Annotated in this window: 1 protein-coding gene; it reads right to left on the bottom strand. The window is 31.9% G+C overall.

Annotated elements, in window-relative coordinates; genetic code table 11:
* A partial coding sequence (locus H2O73_RS24115; protein WP_182110821.1) for a transcription-repair coupling factor family protein occupies positions 1 to 263 on the bottom strand: 263 nt, incomplete at both ends.

The following is a 263-nucleotide window of genomic DNA, read 5'->3' as shown; positions in this document are numbered from 1 at the left end:
AGGAAAGACGCTTCTAACTCATGCTGTAAATAAGAATCAGGATTGTATTGATAGCCTTTTTCTAGTTTACGTTTTGCATATACTTGAATTAAGTTAAAGGCAATTTCTTTAACTCTAGATTTTGTTTTTTGCTTTAATGTTCTCCAAGCTTTGCTTCCAAGTTTATAAACCTTTGGTGCTTTTCCATCTTTTCCATTAAACTTGGTGATTTTATGAAGCGAGTGAATACTTAGATAAAGGATGTCGCGTTCTCCATAAATTAA

Origin of the sequence: Vibrio marinisediminis (genome assembly GCF_014050145.1) — a bacterium.
Lineage (GTDB): Bacteria > Pseudomonadota > Gammaproteobacteria > Enterobacterales > Vibrionaceae > Vibrio > Vibrio marinisediminis.
Note: the sequence above shows the minus strand (reverse complement) of the source record. Positions and strands in the feature narration are given on the sequence as shown.